The 17015-nt window shown below is 54.7% G+C and carries 23 protein-coding genes; all 23 read right to left on the reverse strand.

Going from position 1 to position 17015, the window contains the following annotated elements; all coding sequences use genetic code 11:
* Entirely contained in the window at positions 1–351 is a 351-nt protein-coding gene (gene rplR / locus CES87_RS10605) for a 50S ribosomal protein L18 (RefSeq protein WP_003186037.1), read from the reverse strand.
* Between the two features lie 10 nt (positions 352–361).
* Complete coding sequence (gene rplF, locus CES87_RS10610; protein ID WP_003176412.1) at positions 362–895, reverse strand: 50S ribosomal protein L6; 534 nt, start codon at positions 893–895, stop codon at positions 362–364.
* A gap of 12 nt (positions 896–907) precedes the next feature.
* The gene (gene rpsH, locus CES87_RS10615) at positions 908–1300 is read right to left on the reverse strand and encodes a 30S ribosomal protein S8 (protein ID WP_008065722.1); all 393 of its coding nucleotides are present in this window, start codon (positions 1298–1300) and stop codon (positions 908–910) included.
* A gap of 208 nt (positions 1301–1508) precedes the next feature.
* Positions 1509–1814, reverse strand: coding sequence for a 30S ribosomal protein S14 (rpsN, locus tag CES87_RS10620; RefSeq protein WP_003176414.1), 306 nt, complete (start codon positions 1812–1814; stop codon positions 1509–1511).
* 13 nt (positions 1815–1827) lie between these two features.
* Complete coding sequence (rplE, locus tag CES87_RS10625) at positions 1828–2367, reverse strand: 50S ribosomal protein L5 (RefSeq protein WP_003176415.1); 540 nt, start codon at positions 2365–2367, stop codon at positions 1828–1830.
* 22 nt (positions 2368–2389) lie between these two features.
* Complete coding sequence (gene rplX / locus CES87_RS10630; protein WP_003176416.1) at positions 2390–2704, reverse strand: 50S ribosomal protein L24; 315 nt, start codon at positions 2702–2704, stop codon at positions 2390–2392.
* Positions 2705–2715: 11 nt separating this feature from the next.
* Complete coding sequence (gene rplN, locus CES87_RS10635; RefSeq protein WP_002555479.1) at positions 2716–3084, reverse strand: 50S ribosomal protein L14; 369 nt, start codon at positions 3082–3084, stop codon at positions 2716–2718.
* A gap of 23 nt (positions 3085–3107) precedes the next feature.
* Positions 3108–3374: a 30S ribosomal protein S17 gene (gene rpsQ / locus CES87_RS10640; protein ID WP_003176419.1), complete on the reverse strand. Its 267-nt coding sequence runs from the start codon at positions 3372–3374 to the stop codon at positions 3108–3110.
* Between the two features lie 2 nt (positions 3375–3376).
* Entirely contained in the window at positions 3377–3568 is a 192-nt protein-coding gene (rpmC, locus tag CES87_RS10645; RefSeq protein WP_002555481.1) for a 50S ribosomal protein L29, read from the reverse strand.
* Entirely contained in the window at positions 3568–3981 is a 414-nt protein-coding gene (rplP, locus tag CES87_RS10650) for a 50S ribosomal protein L16 (RefSeq protein ID WP_045057467.1), read from the reverse strand. Before rplP ends, rpmC begins: the two co-directional genes overlap by 1 nt.
* Before the next feature lie 12 nt (positions 3982–3993).
* Positions 3994–4680 (reverse strand): 30S ribosomal protein S3, encoded by a 687-nt coding sequence (rpsC, locus tag CES87_RS10655; RefSeq protein WP_003176422.1) that lies wholly within the window; start codon positions 4678–4680, stop codon positions 3994–3996.
* 13 nt (positions 4681–4693) lie between these two features.
* Positions 4694–5026, reverse strand: a complete 333-nt coding sequence (gene rplV / locus CES87_RS10660) for a 50S ribosomal protein L22 (protein WP_003103908.1) — start codon at positions 5024–5026, stop codon at positions 4694–4696.
* Positions 5027–5037: 11 nt separating this feature from the next.
* The gene (gene rpsS, locus CES87_RS10665) at positions 5038–5313 is read right to left on the reverse strand and encodes a 30S ribosomal protein S19 (protein WP_002555486.1); all 276 of its coding nucleotides are present in this window, start codon (positions 5311–5313) and stop codon (positions 5038–5040) included.
* Positions 5314–5329: 16 nt separating this feature from the next.
* Complete coding sequence (rplB, locus tag CES87_RS10670; RefSeq protein WP_008030897.1) at positions 5330–6154, reverse strand: 50S ribosomal protein L2; 825 nt, start codon at positions 6152–6154, stop codon at positions 5330–5332.
* 14 nt (positions 6155–6168) lie between these two features.
* Complete coding sequence (gene rplW / locus CES87_RS10675) at positions 6169–6468, reverse strand: 50S ribosomal protein L23 (protein ID WP_002555488.1); 300 nt, start codon at positions 6466–6468, stop codon at positions 6169–6171.
* Complete coding sequence (rplD, locus tag CES87_RS10680) at positions 6465–7067, reverse strand: 50S ribosomal protein L4 (protein ID WP_003228735.1); 603 nt, start codon at positions 7065–7067, stop codon at positions 6465–6467. Before rplD ends, rplW begins: the two co-directional genes overlap by 4 nt.
* Before the next feature lie 12 nt (positions 7068–7079).
* Complete coding sequence (gene rplC / locus CES87_RS10685; protein ID WP_003186059.1) at positions 7080–7715, reverse strand: 50S ribosomal protein L3; 636 nt, start codon at positions 7713–7715, stop codon at positions 7080–7082.
* 80 nt (positions 7716–7795) lie between these two features.
* Positions 7796–8107 (reverse strand): 30S ribosomal protein S10, encoded by a 312-nt coding sequence (gene rpsJ / locus CES87_RS10690; protein ID WP_003186070.1) that lies wholly within the window; start codon positions 8105–8107, stop codon positions 7796–7798.
* 157 nt (positions 8108–8264) lie between these two features.
* Positions 8265–9458, reverse strand: coding sequence for an elongation factor Tu (tuf, locus tag CES87_RS10695; RefSeq protein WP_128606091.1), 1194 nt, complete (start codon positions 9456–9458; stop codon positions 8265–8267).
* 31 nt (positions 9459–9489) lie between these two features.
* Positions 9490–11595 carry an elongation factor G gene (fusA, locus tag CES87_RS10700; RefSeq protein ID WP_128606092.1) on the reverse strand — a complete coding sequence of 702 codons (2106 nt, stop codon included), beginning with the start codon at positions 11593–11595 and terminating at the stop codon, positions 9490–9492.
* Positions 11596–11625: 30 nt separating this feature from the next.
* Positions 11626–12096: a 30S ribosomal protein S7 gene (gene rpsG, locus CES87_RS10705; RefSeq protein ID WP_002555493.1), complete on the reverse strand. Its 471-nt coding sequence runs from the start codon at positions 12094–12096 to the stop codon at positions 11626–11628.
* Positions 12097–12215: 119 nt separating this feature from the next.
* On the reverse strand, positions 12216–12587 hold the full coding sequence (gene rpsL / locus CES87_RS10710; protein WP_003186084.1) for a 30S ribosomal protein S12: 372 nt from the start codon (positions 12585–12587) through the stop codon (positions 12216–12218).
* A gap of 216 nt (positions 12588–12803) precedes the next feature.
* The gene (gene rpoC, locus CES87_RS10715; protein ID WP_128606093.1) at positions 12804–17003 is read right to left on the reverse strand and encodes a DNA-directed RNA polymerase subunit beta'; all 4200 of its coding nucleotides are present in this window, start codon (positions 17001–17003) and stop codon (positions 12804–12806) included.
* Between the last annotated feature and the right edge of the window lie 12 nt (positions 17004–17015).

A 17015-nucleotide genomic window follows, 5' to 3' on the forward strand; every position in this document is an offset into this window, starting at 1 on the left:
TTAGAACTCCAGCCCAGCTTCACGAGCAGCATCAGCCAGCGCTTTAACGCGGCCGTGGTACTTGAAGCCAGAGCGGTCGAAAGCCACTTGCGAGACGCCAGCGGCCTTAGCACGCGTAGCGACCAGCTGGCCAACCTTAGTGGCCGCGTCGATGTTGCCAGTGGCGCCATCACGCAGTTCTTTATCCAAAGTCGAGGCAGATGCCAGGACTTTGTTGCCGTCGGCCGAAATGACCTGGGCGTAGATGTGCTGCGACGAGCGGAACACGCAGAGACGCACGACTTCTAGTTCGTGCATTTTCAGGCGTGCTTTGCGAGCGCGACGCAGTCGAGTAACTTTTTTGTCGGTCATTTGCTATGCCCTACTTCTTCTTGGCTTCTTTACGACGGACGACTTCGTCCGCGTAGCGCACACCTTTGCCTTTGTACGGCTCTGGTGGACGGAAGTCGCGGATCTCGGCGGCCACTTGACCTACCAGCTGCTTGTCGATGCCCTTGATCAGGATATCGGTCTGGCTAGGAGTCTCAGCGGTGATGCCTTCCGGCAGTTCATAATCCACTGGGTGCGAGAAGCCAAGAGCCAGGTTCAGCACTGTGCCTTTTGCTTGCGCTTTGTAACCAACACCGACCAGCTGGAGCTTGCGCTCGAAGCCTTGGCTTACGCCTTGGACCATGTTGTTTACCAACGCACGAGTGGTACCAGCCATTGCGCGAGTTTGTTGATCGCCGTTGCGAGCAGCGAAACGCAGCTCACCAGCTTCTTCAACGATCTCAACGGACGAATGGATGTTCAGTTCGAGAGTGCCCTTGGCACCCTTCACCGAAAGCTGTTGGCCTGCGAATTTTACTTCGACGCCGGCTGGCAGCTTAACGGGGTTCTTAGCGACGCGAGACATGCTTATCCCCCCTTAGAACACAGTGCAAAGAACTTCGCCGCCGACACCGGCAGCGCGCGCAGCACGATCCGTCATCACACCCTTGTTGGTGGAGACGATAGACACACCGAGACCGCCACGAACTTTTGGCAAATCATCGACGGACTTGTACTGACGCAGGCCTGGACGGCTAACGCGCTTCACTTCTTCGATAACCGGACGGCCTTCGAAGTATTTCAGCTCGATAGACAGCAGTGGTTTTGTTTCGCTGCTGATCTGATAACCCGCGATGTAACCTTCGTCCTTCAGGACTTTGGCAACAGCTACCTTCAACGTGGAAGATGGCATGCTTACGACGGACTTTTCAGCCATCTGGGCATTACGGATTCGAGTTAGCATGTCCGCTAACGGGTCCTGCATACTCATGGGCTAGACGCTCCTAATACAGAAAAATTAGCCTTTCGGCTACTACGTGTCGCCGAGAATCTCCGGGTATAAAAACACGGGCTCAGGCGAGCCGAGTATTCTAGACACACCCCAGAAATGAATCAAGCCCCAAAAGGGGCTTGATCCAGATTCAAGGCCACCGGTGGTCAGGTTCTTACGAACCCTCGCACCTGGACTTTGACAGTACTTACCAGCTGGCTTTAACCAGACCTGGTACGTCACCACGCATTGCCGCTTCACGCAGTTTGTTACGGCCAAGGCCGAACTTGCGGTAAACGCCGTGTGGACGGCCGGTCAGGCGGCAGCGGTTACGCATGCGCGAAGCGCTTGCGTCACGTGGCTGCTTCTGCAGGGCAACTGTAGCTTCCCAACGCGCTTCTGGACTTGCGTTCAGATCAACGATGATAGCTTTCAGTGCTGCACGCTTCTTGGCGTACTTGGCAACCGTGAGCTGACGCTTCAGCTCGCGGTTTTTCATGCTCATCTTGGCCATGGTCCTACTCCAATCAGTTGCGGAACGGGAATTTGAACGCACGCAGCAGAGCGCGGCCTTCATCATCGTTCTTGGCAGTGGTGGTCAGGGTGATGTCCAGACCGCGGAGAGCATCGATCTTGTCGTAGTCGATTTCCGGGAAGATGATCTGCTCTTTCACGCCCATGCTGTAGTTACCACGACCATCGAAGGACTTGGCATTCAGGCCGCGGAAGTCGCGAACCCGAGGCAGGGAGATCGACAGCAGACGATCCAGGAACTCGTACATACGCTCACGGCGCAGGGTCACTTTGACGCCGATCGGCCAACCTTCACGGACTTTAAAGCCAGCGATGGATTTGCGAGCGTAGGTCACAACGACTTTCTGGCCGGTGATCTTTTCCAGGTCGGCAACAGCGTGCTCGATGACTTTTTTGTCACCGACCGCTTCGCCCAGACCCATGTTCAGGGTGATTTTTGTAACGCGTGGAACTTCCATCACGTTCGAAAGCTTAAGTTCTTCCTTAAGCTTCGGTGCGATTTCTTTCCAGTAAATCTCTTTTAGTCGTGCCATGGTCTCATCTACCTAGCAGTGTTCAAGCATCAACCGCTTTTTGGGTCGACTTGAAGACACGAATTTTCTTGCCGTCTTCTACTTTGAAACCAACGCGATCAGCCTTGTTGGTTTCGCCGTTGAAAATGGCGACGTTAGAAGCGTCCAGTGGAGCTTCTTTTTCGACGATACCGCCTTGTACGCCCGACATCGGGTTAGGCTTGGTATGACGCTTGACCAGGTTCAGACCACCGATAACCAGACGGTTATTAGCGAGAACCTTGAGCACCTTACCGCGCTTACCTTTGTCTTTGCCGGCGATCACGATGATCTCGTCGTCACGACGAATCTTTTGCATGTCGGATCTCCTTACAGCACTTCTGGGGCGAGCGAGACGATCTTCATGAACTTCTCAGTACGAAGTTCACGCGTCACTGGCCCAAAGATACGGGTGCCGATCGGCTCTTGCTTGTTGTTCAGAAGAACAGCAGCGTTGCCATCAAAGCGGATAATGGAGCCATCAGCACGACGTACGCCGTGACGAGTGCGGACTACAACAGCAGTCATCACTTGGCCTTTTTTCACTTTACCGCGAGGAATTGCTTCCTTGACGGTAACCTTGATGATGTCACCGATACCAGCGTAACGACGATGGGAGCCACCCAGCACCTTGATGCACATAACGCGGCGTGCGCCGCTGTTATCGGCCACATCGAGCATGGATTGAGTCTGAATCATATAATTTCTCCGACCCCTAGTCCTTAGACTTCCACAGCGCGTTCGAGAACATCAACCAGCGCCCAAGACTTGGTCTTGGCCAAAGGACGAGTTTCACGAATAGTGACTTTGTCGCCGATGTGGCACTGATTGGTTTCGTCGTGCGCGTGCAGCTTAGTCGAACGCTTAACGTATTTACCGTAGATCGGATGCTTAACGCGACGCTCGATCAGAACGGTGATGGTTTTGTCCATCTTGTCGCTGACAACACGGCCAGTCAGCGTACGGACAGTTTTTTCGGCTTCAGCCATGATTACTTACCTGCCTGCTGGTTGAGCACAGTTTTCACGCGAGCGATGTCACGTTTAACTTGCGAGAGCAGATGAGACTGCCCCAACTGGCCAGTTGCTTTCTGCATACGCAGATTGAACTGGTCGCGCAGCAGGCCGAGCAGTTGCTCGTTCAGCTGCTGTGCGGATTTTTCACGAAGTTCATTCGCTTTCATCACATCACCGTCCGTTTAACAAAGGCGGTGGCGAGCGGCAGCTTTGCAGCAGCCAGGGCAAAAGCCTCACGCGCCAGCTCTTCAGTAACACCCTCGATTTCATACAGGACTTTGCCTGGCTGAATCTGGGCAACCCAGTACTCCACACTACCCTTACCTTTACCCATCCGAACTTCGAGTGGCTTTTTGGAAATAGGCTTGTCCGGGAATACACGGATCCAGATCTTGCCGCCACGTTTAACGTGACGGGTCAGTGCACGACGCGCTGACTCGATCTGACGAGCGGTGAGACGACCACGAGCTACAGACTTCAGCGCATATTCGCCGAAGCTGACTTTGCTACCGCGCTGTGCCAGACCACGGTTGTGGCCTGTCATCTGCTTGCGGAACTTCGTACGCTTTGGTTGCAACATTTGGCGTACCCCTTACTTAGCAGCTTTTTTACGAGGCGCTGGTGCTTGTGGTTTCAGTTCTTCTTGGCGACCACCAATTACTTCGCCTTTGAAGATCCAAACCTTTACACCGATCACACCGTAGGTGGTGTGAGCTTCGTAGTTGGCATAGTCGATGTCGGCACGCAGGGTGTGCAGTGGCACACGACCTTCGCGATACCATTCAGTACGTGCGATTTCAGCACCGCCGAGACGACCGCTCACTTGGATTTTGATGCCTTTGGCACCAATGCGCATGGCGTTCTGAACAGCGCGCTTCATAGCGCGACGGAACATTACACGACGCTCCAGCTGCTGAGCTACGCTCTGCGCAACCAGCATACCGTCGAGCTCCGGCTTGCGGATCTCTTCGATATTGATGTGCACAGGCACACCCATTTGCTTGGTCAGGTCCTGACGCAGTTTCTCAACATCTTCACCTTTCTTCCCGATAACAATACCTGGACGAGCGGTGTGGATGGTGATACGTGCAGTTTGCGCCGGACGATGGATATCGATACGGCTTACGGACGCGCTTTTTAGTTTGTCTTGGAGATACTCGCGCACCTTCAGATCAGCGAACAAATAGTCCGCATAAGTCCGACCGTCTGCGTACCAGACGGAGGTGTGCTCCTTGACGATTCCCAGGCGAATGCCAATGGGATGTACTTTCTGACCCATCTCTTCGACTCCGTTACTTGTCAGCAACCTTGACAGTGATATGGCAAGACCGCTTGACGATGCGATCAGCACGGCCTTTGGCACGTGGCATGATGCGCTTCAGCGAACGCCCTTCGTTGACGAAAACGGTGCTGACCTTCAGGTCATCAACGTCTGCGCCTTCGTTATGCTCGGCGTTGGCTACGGCCGACTCCAGCACTTTTTTCATGATCTCGGCGGCTTTCTTACTGCTGAAAGCCAACAGGTTGAGCGCTTCGCCCACCTTCTTCCCGCGGATCTGGTCGGCGACCAAGCGGGCTTTCTGGGCGGAGATTCGAGCGCCCGACAACTTAGCGGCTACTTCCATTTCCTAACCCCTTAACGCTTGGCTTTCTTGTCTGCCACGTGCCCGCGATAAGTGCGGGTACCGGCGAACTCGCCCAGTTTGTGGCCGACCATGTCTTCGTTAACGAGAACTGGGACGTGCTGACGACCGTTGTGTACTGCGATGGTCAAACCGACCATTTGTGGCAGGATCATCGAACGACGCGACCAGGTTTTCACCGGTTTGCGATCGTTCTTTTCCGCCGCCACTTCGATCTTCTTCAGTAGGTGAAGATCGATAAAAGGACCTTTTTTCAGAGAACGTGGCACTGTCGTATCCCTCTATTTACTTGCGACGACGGACGATCATTTTGTCGGTACGCTTATTACCACGAGTCTTCGCGCCCTTAGTCGGGAAGCCCCATGGCGATACCGGATGACGACCACCAGAGGTACGACCTTCACCACCACCATGTGGGTGGTCAACCGGGTTCATGGCAACACCACGAACGGTTGGGCGAACGCCACGCCAGCGTTTGGCACCAGCTTTACCCAGCGAACGCAGGCTGTGCTCGGAGTTCGAGACTTCGCCCAGGGTCGCACGGCATTCAGCCAGGACTTTACGCATTTCACCGGAACGCAGACGCAGGGTCACGTAGACACCTTCACGAGCGATCAGCTGAGCCGAAGCACCAGCGGAACGAGCGATCTGAGCGCCTTTACCTGGCTTCAATTCGATGCCGTGTACGGTGCTACCAACTGGAATGCTGCGCAGTTGCAACTGGTTGCCTGGCTTGATCGGAGCCAAAGCACCCGAAATCAGCTGGTCGCCAGCGTTCACGCCTTTAGGGGCGATGATGTAACGGCGTTCGCCGTCTGCGTACAACATAAGAGCAATGTGAGCAGTACGGTTTGGATCGTATTCGATACGCTCGACAGTGGCTGGAATGCCATCTTTGTCGTTGCGACGGAAATCGACCAGACGATAATGCTGCTTATGACCACCACCGATGTGACGAGTGGTAATACGACCATTGTTGTTACGACCACCAGACTTCGATTTCTTCTCGAGCAGCGGTGCGTGAGGAGCGCCTTTATGCAGCTCCTGGTTGACCACCTTGACCACATGACGGCGGCCAGGGGAAGTCGGTTTGCATTTAACGATTGCCATGATGCACCCCTTCCTTACTCAGCACTGCTGCTGAAATCGAGATCTTGGCCTGGCTGAAGGGAGATAACTGCCTTCTTCCAGTCATTACGCTTGCCCAGACCGCGAGCAGTGCGCTTGCTCTTACCCAGAACATTCAGGGTAGTAACACGCTCTACTTTCACGCTGAACAGGCTTTCGACGGCCTTCTTGATTTCCAGCTTGGTTGCATCAGTAGCAACCTTGAAAACGAACTGGCCTTTCTTGTCTGCCAGAACCGTAGCCTTCTCGGAAACGTGCGGGCCAAGCAGAACTTTAAATACGCGTTCCTGGTTCATCCCAGCAGCTCCTCGAATTTCTTCACGGCCGACACGGTGATCAACACCTTGTCGTATGCGATCAGACTAACTGGATCGGAACCTTGCACGTCACGTACATCTACGTGTGGCAGGTTACGAGCAGCCAGGTACAGGTTCTGATCAACAGCGTCCGACACGATCAGAACGTCGGTCAGGCTCATGTTGTTCAGCTTGCCCAGCAGGTCTTTGGTTTTCGGCGTTTCAACGGCGAAATCCTGAACCACGACCAGACGATCAGTACGCACCAGCTCAGCAAGGATGGAACGCATTGCTGCGCGATACATCTTCTTGTTCAGCTTCTGGGAGTGATCCTGAGGACGAGCTGCGAAAGTGGTACCGCCGCCACGCCAGATTGGGCTACGGATAGTACCGGCACGAGCACGGCCAGTACCTTTCTGACGCCATGGGCGCTTACCGCCACCACGAACGTCGGAACGGGTCTTTTGCTGCTTGGAACCCTGACGACCGCCAGCCATGTAGGCCACGACTGCTTGGTGAACCAGCGTCTCGTTGAATTCGCCGCCAAATGTCAGTTCGGAAACTTCGATCGCTTGAGCGTCATTTACATTTAATTGCATGTCAGCTTCCCCTTAACCGCGAGCCTTGGCTGCTGGACGTACAACCAAGTTGCCGCCAGTAGCGCCAGGAACAGCGCCCTTGACCAACAACAGATTGCGTTCAGCGTCCACGCGCACTACTTCGAGGGACTGCACGGTCACGCGCTCAGCGCCCATATGACCGGACATTTTTTTGCCCTTGAATACACGACCAGGAGTCTGGCACTGGCCGATAGAGCCTGGAACGCGGTGGGATACGGAGTTACCGTGGGTGTTATCTTGCCCGCGGAAATTCCAACGCTTGATCGTACCCTGGAAGCCTTTACCTTTGGACTGACCGGTTACATCAACCAGTTGACCAGCGGCGAAGATTTCAGCGTTGATCAGATCGCCGGCCTGGTATTCGCCTTCTTCAAGGCGGAATTCCATTACGGTACGACCAGCGGCAACGTTCGCTTTAGCGAAGTGGCCAGCCTGAGCTGCTGTTACACGCGAAGCACGACGCTCGCCGACAGTGACTTGCACTGCACGATAGCCATCGGTCTCTTCAGTTTTGAACTGGGTGACGCGATTCGGTTCGATCTCAATGACCGTGACCGGAATGGAGACACCTTCTTCGGTGAAAATACGGGTCATACCGCATTTACGACCGACTACACCAATAGTCATGTTGTAAACCTCATGAGTGTACGGGGCTTTCACCCGCTATGGCCGCCCATTTCAGAGCGTTACACGACTAAGACCGAGTCTTAGCCGAGGCTGATCTGCACTTCCACACCGGCCGCAAGATCAAGCTTCATAAGTGCATCAACGGTTTTATCCGTTGGCTGGACGATGTCCAGAACGCGCTTATGAGTGCGGATCTCGTACTGGTCACGCGCGTCTTTGTTGACGTGCGGGGAGACCAGAACGGTGAACCGCTCTTTACGGGTAGGCAGTGGAATTGGACCACGCACTTGAGCACCAGTACGTTTCGCGGTTTCCACGATTTCCTGGGTGGATTGGTCGATCAGGCGATGGTCAAAAGCCTTCAACCTGATACGGATTTGCTGATTTTGCATTGGATTTCAGACTCCGGCTGCTATTCCCACCGAGCGCAATACGCCCGTTAAAAGGAGGCGCAATTCTATAGACGCCCCAGATAGGTGTCAACCCAATAAAAAAGCCCCCGCTGAGCGGGGGCTTTTTCAAACCTTCAAAGCTAACTCAAAAAAGAGCTTACTCGATGATTTTGGCTACGACGCCAGCGCCGACGGTACGACCGCCTTCACGGATAGCGAAACGCAGACCATCTTCCATTGCGATGGTTTTGATCAGGGTAACAGTCATCTGAATGTTGTCACCTGGCATTACCATTTCAACGCCTTCTGGCAGCTCGCAGTTACCGGTCACGTCAGTAGTACGGAAGTAGAACTGTGGACGGTAGCCTTTGAAGAACGGAGTGTGACGACCGCCTTCTTCCTTGCTCAGAACGTAAACTTCTGCGGTGAACTTGGTGTGCGGCTTAACCGAACCCGGCTTAACCAGAACCTGACCACGCTCAACGTCGTCACGCTTGGTGCCACGCAGCAGAACGCCGCAGTTCTCGCCAGCACGACCTTCGTCGAGCAGCTTGCGGAACATTTCAACACCGGTGCAGGTGGTGACGGTGGTGTCACGCAGACCAACGATTTCCAGTGGATCTTGAATGCGAACGATACCGCGCTCGATACGACCAGTCACAACAGTGCCGCGACCAGAGATCGAGAATACGTCTTCGATTGGCATCAGGAATGGCTTGTCGATAGCACGCTCAGGCTCTGGGATGTAGCTATCCAGAGTCTCTACCAGCTTCTTAACAGCGGTAGTGCCCATTTCGTTGTCGTCTTTGCCTTCCAGCGCCATACGAGCAGAACCGATGATGATCGGAGTGTCATCGCCCGGGAAGTCGTAAGTGCTCAGCAGATCGCGCACTTCCATCTCAACCAGTTCCAGCAGCTCAGCGTCGTCTACCAGGTCAGCCTTGTTCAGGAAGACCACGATGTACGGAACACCTACCTGGCGGGACAGCAGGATGTGCTCACGGGTTTGTGGCATCGGACCATCAGCGGCCGAGCAAACCAGGATCGCGCCGTCCATCTGAGCAGCACCGGTGATCATATTCTTCACGTAGTCAGCGTGACCTGGGCAGTCAACGTGAGCGTAGTGACGAATCGCCGAGTTGTACTCAACGTGTGCGGTGTTGATGGTGATACCACGAGCTTTTTCTTCTGGCGCGCTGTCGATCTTGTCGAAGTCAACGATTGCCGAACCGAAAACCTCGGAGCAAACACGAGTCAGAGCAGCAGTCAGTGTGGTTTTACCATGGTCAACGTGACCGATAGTGCCAACGTTGACGTGCGGAAGGGAACGATCAAATTTTTCTTTAGCCACGACAATTAACTCCTAGCCTAAAGGGGCTGAATCAGCCTTGTTTTTTGGTTACAGTTTCGACGATGTGCGACGGAGCTGTATTGTATTTTTTGAATTCCATAGAGTAGCTTGCGCGACCCTGGGACATGGAACGAACGTCGGTCGCATAACCGAACATCTCGCCCAGCGGAACTTCGGCGCGAATTACCTTGCCGGAGACCGTGTCTTCCATACCCAAAATCATGCCGCGACGACGGTTAAGGTCGCCCATCACGTCACCCATATAGTCTTCAGGCGTAACAACCTCTACCGCCATGATCGGCTCAAGCAACTCACCACCGCCCTTCTGGGCCAATTGCTTGGTCGCCATGGAAGCAGCCACCTTAAACGCCATCTCGTTCGAGTCGACGTCGTGGTAAGAACCATCAAACACGGTAGCCTTCAGGCCGATCAGCGGATAGCCGGCAACAACGCCGTTCTTCATCTGCTCTTCGATACCCTTCTGGATAGCCGGGATGTATTCCTTAGGAACCACACCACCCACTACTTCGTTCACGAATTGCAGACCTTCCTGACCTTCGTCAGCAGGAGCAAAACGGATCCAGCAATGGCCGAACTGGCCACGACCGCCGGATTGACGAACGAACTTGCCTTCGATCTCACAGTTCTTCGTGATGCGCTCACGATAGGAAACCTGAGGCTTACCGATGTTGGCTTCGACGTTGAACTCACGGCGCATCCGGTCAACCAGGATGTCCAGGTGCAGCTCGCCCATGCCGGAGATGATCGTTTGACCAGTCTCTTCATCAGTCTTGACGCGGAAAGACGGGTCTTCCTGAGCAAGTTTACCCAGAGCGATACCCATTTTTTCCTGGTCATCCTTGGTCTTAGGCTCTACGGCAACCGAAATAACCGGCTCCGGGAAGTCCATGCGAACAAGGATGATTGGCTTGTCAGCGTTGCACAAAGTTTCACCAGTGGTGACGTCCTTCATGCCGATCAGGGCCGCGATGTCGCCAGCGCGTACTTCCTTGATCTCTTCACGGGCGTTTGCGTGCATTTGCACCATACGACCCACGCGCTCTTTCTTGCCTTTAACCGAGTTGATCACGCCGTCGCCGGAGGCCAACACGCCCGAGTAAACGCGGACGAAGGTCAAGGTACCCACGAATGGGTCGGTAGCGATCTTGAACGCCAGAGCCGAGAACGGCTCGCTGTCGTCTGCATGACGCTCCATTTGCTTTTCCTCGTCATCCGGGTCAGTACCCTTGATGGCAGGAATGTCGGTCGGAGCCGGCAGGTAGTCGATAACGGCGTCGAGAACCAGGGGAACACCCTTGTTCTTGAAGGAAGAACCGCAAACAGCCAGGACGATCTCACCAGCAATGGTACGCTGACGCAGAGCGGCCTTGATTTCCTCGATGGAAAGCTCTTCGCCCTCGAGGTACTTGTTCATCAGCTCTTCGCTGGCTTCGGCCGCAGCCTCAACCATGTTGCTACGCCACTCTTCAGCCAGCTCCTGCAGCTCAGCAGGAATAGCTTCGCGACGAGGAGTCATACCCTTGTCAGCATCGTTCCAGTAAACCGCTTCCATGGTCATCAGATCGATCTGACCCTGGAAGTTGTCTTCGGAACCGATAGCCAACTGGATTGGCACCGGAGTGTGACCCAGACGCTGCTTGATCTGAGCGATCACGCGCAGGAAGTTTGCGCCAGCACGGTCCATCTTGTTCACGTAAACGATACGTGGAACGCCGTACTTGTTGGCTTGACGCCATACGGTTTCGGACTGAGGCTCAACGCCCGAAGTACCACAGAACACAACGACCGCGCCGTCGAGTACACGCAAGGAACGCTCAACTTCAATGGTGAAGTCAACGTGGCCCGGGGTATCAATGACGTTGAAGCGGTATTGGTCTTTGTGCTGCTTCGCAGAACCCTGCCAGAAGGCGGTAATAGCAGCAGAAGTAATGGTAATACCACGCTCCTGCTCCTGCACCATCCAGTCTGTGGTCGCGGCGCCGTCATGCACCTCGCCCATCTTGTGACTTTTGCCAGTGTAAAAAAGGACGCGCTCGGTGGTGGTGGTTTTACCAGCATCCACGTGAGCAACGATACCAATGTTACGGTAGCGATTAATCGGTGTTGTACGAGCCATAAAGCCCTCGCAAAATTAGTGACGCTAAAATTAGAAGCGGTAGTGCGAGAAAGCTTTGTTAGCTTCAGCCATACGGTGCACGTCTTCACGCTTCTTAACTGCAGCACCCTTACCTTCGGCAGCGTCCAACAGTTCGCCAGCCAAACGCAGAGCCATAGACTTCTCGCCGCGCTTACGTGCGAAGTCTACCAACCAGCGCATTGCCAGAGCGTTACGTCGGGACGGGCGAACTTCAACCGGAACCTGGTAAGTAGCACCGCCTACACGGCGCGACTTTACTTCGACCAGCGGAGCGATGGCGTCGAGAGCTTTCTCGAAGATTTCCAGGGGGTCGCTGTTCTTGCGTTCTTTAACCTTTTCCAGCGCGCCATAAACGATACGCTCGGCAACGGCTTTCTTGCCGCTTTCCATCACGTGGTTCATGAACTTGGCCAGGATTTGGCTTCCGTATTTTGGATCGTCAAGCACTTCGCGCTTGGCTGCTACGCGTCTTCTTGGCATGGATAAGCCCTCAAACGGTCTTCAGGTTCGCTCGGAATCGGTGCCCATTACGGGACGCCTCCGACCTTACTCTTATCGACTCAGAAAAATAGAAATCAGTTTTGTGCTGCAAGCAACCATTACTTCGGACGCTTGGTACCGTACTTCGAACGACCCTGGTTACGACCTTTAACGCCGGAAGTATCCAAAGAACCGCGAACGGTGTGGTAACGAACACCTGGCAAGTCTTTTACACGACCGCCGCGGATCAGTACCACGCTGTGCTCTTGCAGGTTGTGGCCTTCACCGCCGATGTACGAGGAAACCTCGAAACCGTTGGTCAGACGCACACGGCATACTTTACGCAGTGCCGAGTTAGGTTTTTTCGGCGTGGTGGTGTACACACGGGTGCACACGCCACGACGTTGCGGGCAGTTCTGCAGCGCAGGCACGTCGGATTTCTCGACGATACGCTTACGCGGCTGACGTACCAGCTGGTTGATAGTTGCCATCTACTAGCTCCACTGTTGTCTTGCGACGCTATTGTCTTGCAAGAAAAGCAAAATGACAGGAACGAATCCCCGCCAAATTTAGGGGTACAAGAGTCTAAAGAGGATCTTGCCCCCAGTCAAGGCAAGGCCCCGACCTCCCCCCTCATCTGACCTCGACAAATTGTCTTGATTCGATGAACGGAGCGACCAGGGCCTTACACTCATTTATCGCAGAACTCAGTTACCGCTAGAGTTCAGCGCTTCGGTCAGTGCAGCTTCCACTTCACTGGCGCTTACGCGCAACGGCTTGTCTGCTTCACGGCGACGCTTACGCTCGCTGTGATAAGCCAAACCGGTACCAGCCGGAATCAGACGACCCACGACCACGTTTTCTTTCAGGCCGCGCAGGTAATCACGCTTGCCGGTTACCGCCGCTTCGGTCAGTACGCGAGTGGTTTCCTGGAAGGAAGCCGCCGAGATGAACGATTCGGTGGACAACGACGCCTTGGTGATACCCAGCAGAACGCGAGTGAACTTGGAGACAAACTTATCTTCACCGCTCAAACGCTCGTTCTCTACCAGAACGTGAGTCAGTTCCATCTGGTCGCCCTTGATGAAACTTGAATCGCCGGATTCAGCGATTTCAACTTTACGCAGCATCTGACGCAGGATGGTCTCGATGTGCTTATCGTTGATCTTCACGCCTTGCAGACGGTAAACGTCCTGGATCTCGTTAACGATGTACTTGGCCAGCGCACTCACGCCCAGCAGACGCAAGATGTCGTGTGGATCGCTTGGACCGTCGGAGATAACTTCGCCGCGGTTCACTTGTTCGCCTTCGAAGACGTTCAGGTGACGCCACTTCGGAATCAGCTCTTCGTACGGATCGCTACCGTCGTTCGGGGTGATAACCAGACGGCGCTTGCCTTTGGTCTCTTTACCGAACGCGATGGTGCCGCTGACTTCAGCCAGAATCGAGGCTTCTTTCGGACGACGAGCTTCGAACAAGTCAGCAACACGCGGCAGACCACCGGTGATGTCACGGGTCTTCGAAGTCTCTTGCGGAATACGAGCGATTACGTCACCGATCGCAATTTTCGCACCGTCCGCTACACCGACCAAGGCGTTAGCAGGCAGGAAGTACTGAGCAATTACGTCGGTACCCGGCAGCAAGAGATCCTTGCCGTTGTCATCGACCATCTTCACAGCAGGACGGATATCTTTACCGGCAGCTGGACGATCTTTGGCGTCGAGTACTTCAATGTTGGTCATACCGGTCAATTCGTCAGTCTGACGCTTGATCGTGATGCCTTCTTCCATGCCCACGTAGGTCACGGTACCTTTCATTTCGGTAACGATCGGGTGAGTGTGCGGATCCCACTTGGCCACGATTGCGCCAGCGTCGACCTTGTCACCTTCTTTAACCGAAATCACAGCACCGTACGGCAGCTTGTAACGCTCACGCTCACGACCGAAGTCATCAGCGATAGCCAGCTCACCAGAACGAGACACGGCTACCAAGTGGCCATCCACTCGTTCCACGTGCTTCAAGTTGTGCAGACGAACGGTACCGCCATTCTTCACCTGAACGCTGTCCGCAGCGGAGGTCCGGCTTGCCGCACCACCGATGTGGAACGTACGCATCGTCAGCTGGGTACCCGGCTCACCGATGGACTGGGCAGCAATAACGCCGACCGCTTCACCGATGTTCACCTGGTGACCACGAGCCAGATCGCGACCGTAGCACTTGGCGCAGATACCGAAGCGGGTTTCGCAGCTGATCGGCGAACGCACGATCACTTCATCGATGCTGTTGAGCTCGATGAACTCGACCCACTTCTCGTCGACCAGGGTGCCAGCAGGAACAATGACGTCCTCGGTACCTGGCTTGAATACGTCACGGGCGATAACACGACCCAATACGCGTTCACCCAACGGTTCTACAACGTCACCGCCTTCAATGTGCGGAGTCATCAGCAGACCGTGCTCGGTGCCGCAATCGATCTCGGTTACAACCAGGTCTTGCGCCACGTCTACCAGACGACGCGTCAGGTAACCGGAGTTAGCGGTTTTCAACGCGGTATCCGCCAGACCTTTACGAGCACCGTGAGTAGAGATGAAGTACTGGAGTACGCTCAAACCTTCACGGAAGTTCGCAGTAATCGGCGTTTCGATGATGGAGCCGTCCGGCTTGGCCATCAGGCCACGCATACCGGCGAGCTGACGGATCTGCGCAGCAGAACCCCGTGCGCCCGAGTCGGCCATCATGTACATCGAGTTGAAAGATTCCTGCTCGACTTCGACACCATGACGGTCGATGACTTTCTCTTTCGAGAGGTTGGCCATCATCGCCTTGGAAACTTCGTCGTTCGCCTTGGACCAAAGGTCGATCACTTTGTTGTACTTCTCGCCCTGGGTTACCAGGCCGGATGCGTACTGACTTTCGATCTCTTTTACTTCATCAGTGGCAGCATTGATGATGCGGGCTTTTTCATCCGGGATAACGAAGTCGTTAACACCGATGGAAACGCCGGAAATGGTCGAATAGGCAAAACCTGTGTACATCAACTGGTCAGCGAAGATCACGGTCTCTTTCAAACCAACCACGCGGTAGCACTGGTTGATCAGCTTGGAGATCGCCTTTTTCTTCATTGGCAGGTTGACGACGTCGTACGACAGGCCTTTTGGCACAACCTGGAACAACAGCGCACGGCCGACAGTGGTGTCGACGATACGGGTGTTGCTTACGCTGCCGCCATCACGGTCGTTGACGGTTTCGTTGATCCGCACTTTGACTTTGGCGTGCAGTGCGGCTTCGCCGGCACGGAACACACGGTCAACTTCCTGCAGATCCGCGAACACACGACCTTCGCCCTTGGCGTTGATCGCTTCACGAGTCATGTAGTACAGACCCAATACAACGTCCTGCGACGGAACGATGATTGGCTCACCGTTGGCTGGCGACAGAATGTTGTTGGTCGACATCATCAACGCACGCGCTTCCAGCTGGGCTTCCAGCGTCAACGGTACGTGCACGGCCATTTGGTCGCCGTCGAAGTCGGCGTTGTACGCAGCACAGACCAGCGGATGCAGCTGGATAGCCTTACCTTCGATCAGTACCGGTTCAAACGCCTGGATACCCAGACGGTGAAGGGTCGGTGCACGGTTGAGGAGAACCGGGTGTTCACGGATTACTTCAGCGAGAACGTCCCAAACTTCCGGCAGCTCGCGCTCGACCATCTTCTTGGCAGCTTTGATGGTGGTAGCGAGACCACGCATTTCCAGCTTGCCGAAAATGAACGGCTTGAACAGCTCGAGAGCCATCTTCTTCGGCAGACCACACTGGTGCAGACGCAGGGTCGGACCTACGGTAATTACCGAACGACCGGAGTAGTCAACACGCTTACCGAGCAAGTTCTGACGGAAACGACCTTGCTTACCCTTGATCATGTCAGCCAGGGATTTCAGAGGACGCTTGTTGGAACCGGTGATAGCGCGGCCACGACGACCGTTGTCGAGCAGTGCGTCGACAGCTTCCTGCAACATACGCTTTTCGTTGCGCACGATGATGTCCGGAGCGGACAGATCCAGCAGGCGCTTCAAACGGTTGTTACGGTTGATCACTCGACGATACAGATCGTTGAGGTCGGAAGTCGCGAAGCGACCGCCATCCAGCGGGACCAGTGGACGCAGATCTGGCGGCAGAACCGGCAGAACGGTCAGCACCATCCACTCTGGCAAGTTGCCGGAACCCTGGAAGGCTTCCATCAACTTCAGACGCTTGGACAGCTTCTTGATCTTGGTTTCGGAGTTGGTTTGCGGAATCTCTTCACGCAGACGGCCAATCTCGTGTTCCAGATCGATAGCGTGCAGCAGTTCGCGGACAGCTTCGGCACCCATACGGGCATCGAAATCGTCGCCGAACTCTTCCAGCGCTTCGAAGTACTGCTCGTCGTTGAGCAGCTGACCTTTTTCAAGGGTGGTCATGCCTGGATCGATAACGACATAGCTCTCGAAGTAGAGAACGCGCTCGATATCACGCAGGGTCATGTCCATCAGCAAACCGATACGGGACGGCAGCGATTTCAGGAACCAGATGTGGGCGACTGGGGAGGCCAGTTCGATGTGTGCCATGCGCTCACGACGAACTTTTGCCAGCGCGACTTCAACGCCGCACTTCTCGCAGATCACACCACGGTGCTTCAAGCGCTTGTACTTACCGCACAGGCACTCGTAATCCTTTACCGGGCCAAAGATCTTGGCGCAGAACAGGCCGTCACGCTCAGGTTTGAACGTACGGTAGTTGATGGTTTCCGGCTTTTTAACTTCACCGAACGACCACGAACGGATCATCTCAGGCGATGCCAATCCGATGCGGATGGCGTCGAACTCTTCGACTTGACCCTGGTTTTTCAGCAAATTCAGTAGGTCTTTCAAGGCCTTTCCTCC

The sequence above is a fragment of the Pseudomonas sp. ERMR1:02 genome (assembly GCF_002277815.1).
In the GTDB taxonomy this organism is placed as follows: Bacteria; Pseudomonadota; Gammaproteobacteria; order Pseudomonadales; family Pseudomonadaceae; genus Aquipseudomonas.